1 protein-coding gene is annotated in these 2,226 nt (G+C 46.0%); it reads left to right on the top strand.

Going from position 1 to position 2,226, the window contains the following annotated elements; all coding sequences use genetic code 11:
- The first annotated feature begins 1,043 nt into the window (after positions 1-1,043).
- Positions 1,044-2,078 carry an RNA-guided endonuclease InsQ/TnpB family protein gene (locus ACTIE0_RS23915; RefSeq protein WP_006625941.1) on the top strand — a complete coding sequence of 345 codons (1,035 nt, stop codon included), beginning with the start codon at positions 1,044-1,046 and terminating at the stop codon, positions 2,076-2,078.
- Positions 2,079-2,226 lie beyond the last annotated feature (148 nt).

The raw sequence follows: 2,226 nt of genomic DNA, 5'->3' as shown, positions 1-2,226 counted from the left end.
CAGTTTGATTCTCTCCATGATGCCATGGATTCCGTTCTCAAAGCTGCGTCCTAACCACCTTGACTAATGCTATACAACGAAACACCTACTCTTCCCCTTGCTCTTTTGAGCGCAGCGTGTCAACCTATTTCGCTACTTATAGTTTACGATGGTTCAAGTCGGAACATTCAGATTTCCTTAGTCATGGATGGTTGGCAGTGGTCGGATTGTTGGGAATAGGTTTCCCTCACGCCTTCCGTTCCCCGCTTCTATCCCAGGGTTGTGAATCCTGAAACTGGGGGTGGCTATCGCCGTCACTCTTTCCCGCAATCGCCCTAATTGGTTTTAATACTCCTTCTTGTAGTCGTTGGGTATTCGATTTGATTTGCGGAATTGACCTTGAGTTCCCAGCCTTGCTTTCGCTGTTGGGACATATAAACAGTTATGGGGATGGTCAGAGTCGAGCCTCTTATATTCAGCCAAGGGGCTGAAATACCCACCAGGGGGTTATTTCGGGTATTGCAACTTTATTTAATGCCTGAATGTCTCGCACCGCTGCTTACTATTTACGATGGTTCAAGTCGGAACATTCAGATTTCCTTAGTCATGGATGGTTGGCAGTGGTCGTTTTTGGTAGTAGGTTCTACTTCACGCCTTCCGTTCCCCGCTTCTATCCCAGGGTTGTGAATCCTGAAACTGGGGGTGGCTATCGCCGTTACTCTTTCCCACATTCGCCCAAGTGGTTTTAATACTCCTCCTTATGGTATAATTGAGCATTACGATTTCTTTGTGGGATTGACCTTGAGTTCCCTGCCCTACTTAGATTCCTCCAAGCGTCGGGACATATAAACAGTTATGGGAATGGTCAGGAGTGCACTCCTTATATTCAACCAAGGGGTTGAAGTACCCTCCAGACAGTTATTTCAGCATTGCAGCCTTATTTCATGCCTGAACGTCTCGCACAACTATCATAGTAAATCATGGGTTTCCAACCCCGTGCTTCCAGCACGGCTTTACATTGGAGACACTTCTCACTAAAATACACATAGTTCTAGTGAGAAGCTATGTACCTGACTCAAAAGAACCAGATACGAGGACTTCCAGTGCGAGAGTTGAAAGCCTTGGGGGAACTCTGCCGACTGAGTAAAAATCTCTACAATGTAGGAATTTACACTCAATGGCAGTATTACTTCCAAGATGGGAAACATCTTTGCTACGAGTCCAACTATCACTACTGTAAGGGAAACTCGAACTATAAACGGTTGAACACCGATATAGCCCAACAAACTCTTAAAGTAGTCGATCGCACTTTTCGGAGCTTCTACCGTTTGAGCCAGGCCCTCAAAGAGGAGACCTTTCCACAGAAAGTTAGACTCCCTCACTACCGGCCCAAAGACGCTTATTTCGTCCGGATTAGGCCGAGGGTTAAAATCAAGGACGGAAAATTTAGAGTTCCCGTGTCTCTCGACTTGGGCAACTGGCGGGGCGAAATTTGGATTCCTTTCCCGGAAAGAATCGCTCCCGACACTCTCAAGGAAGTTCGGATTCACCCTCGATATAACGCCCGTTTTTTTGACGTGGAGTTTATTTACGAGGTGGAAGCAACTCCCGTTCCCACCGAACCCGATACGGCTCTAGAGATCGATATCGGACTTGACAATCTGGCTACTTGCGTCGATACCAACGGGGCATCCTTTATCGTGGATGGCAAAAAACTGAAATCCCTTAACCGTTGGTACAACAAAGAGAACGCCCGACTGCAATCGATTAAAGATTTGCAGAAAATCGAGGGAATAAAGGAGCGCCAGACTAGGGTAACGCGGAATCGCCATAGCAAGGTTAGGGATTATCTCAACAAAGCCGCCCGTTACATTGTTAATCACTGTATCGAGAACCGAATCGCGAAAATTGTGGTAGGTTTTAACGTCGGTATCAAGCCGGAGATTAATATCGCCAGCCCCAATAACCAGAACTTCCTTCAAATTCCCCACGCCAGTTTTAGAGCTAAACTGAAAGCATTGCGGGGGAGATACGGTATCTCCTACGTTGAACAGGAGGAATCGTATACTTCTAAAGCTAGTTTTCCTATTGGGGGATAAATTGCCGAAACACCGATAAACCGAGAGAGTATGATTTAATCTCAAATTAGGTTAATATTTTAGGGCAATATGGTATAATAAGCGAGAAGAGTTGAGGATAAACCTATTGCCAGATATGTCAAACCCAAGGAAGCGGCCCAAATCCTTG

It is taken from the genome of Limnospira sp., from assembly GCF_051859755.1.
In the GTDB taxonomy this organism is placed as follows: domain Bacteria; phylum Cyanobacteriota; class Cyanobacteriia; order Cyanobacteriales; family Microcoleaceae; genus Limnospira; species Limnospira fusiformis.
The sequence above is the reverse complement of the archived record's forward strand: the minus strand, read 5'-3'. Positions and strand labels throughout refer to the sequence as shown.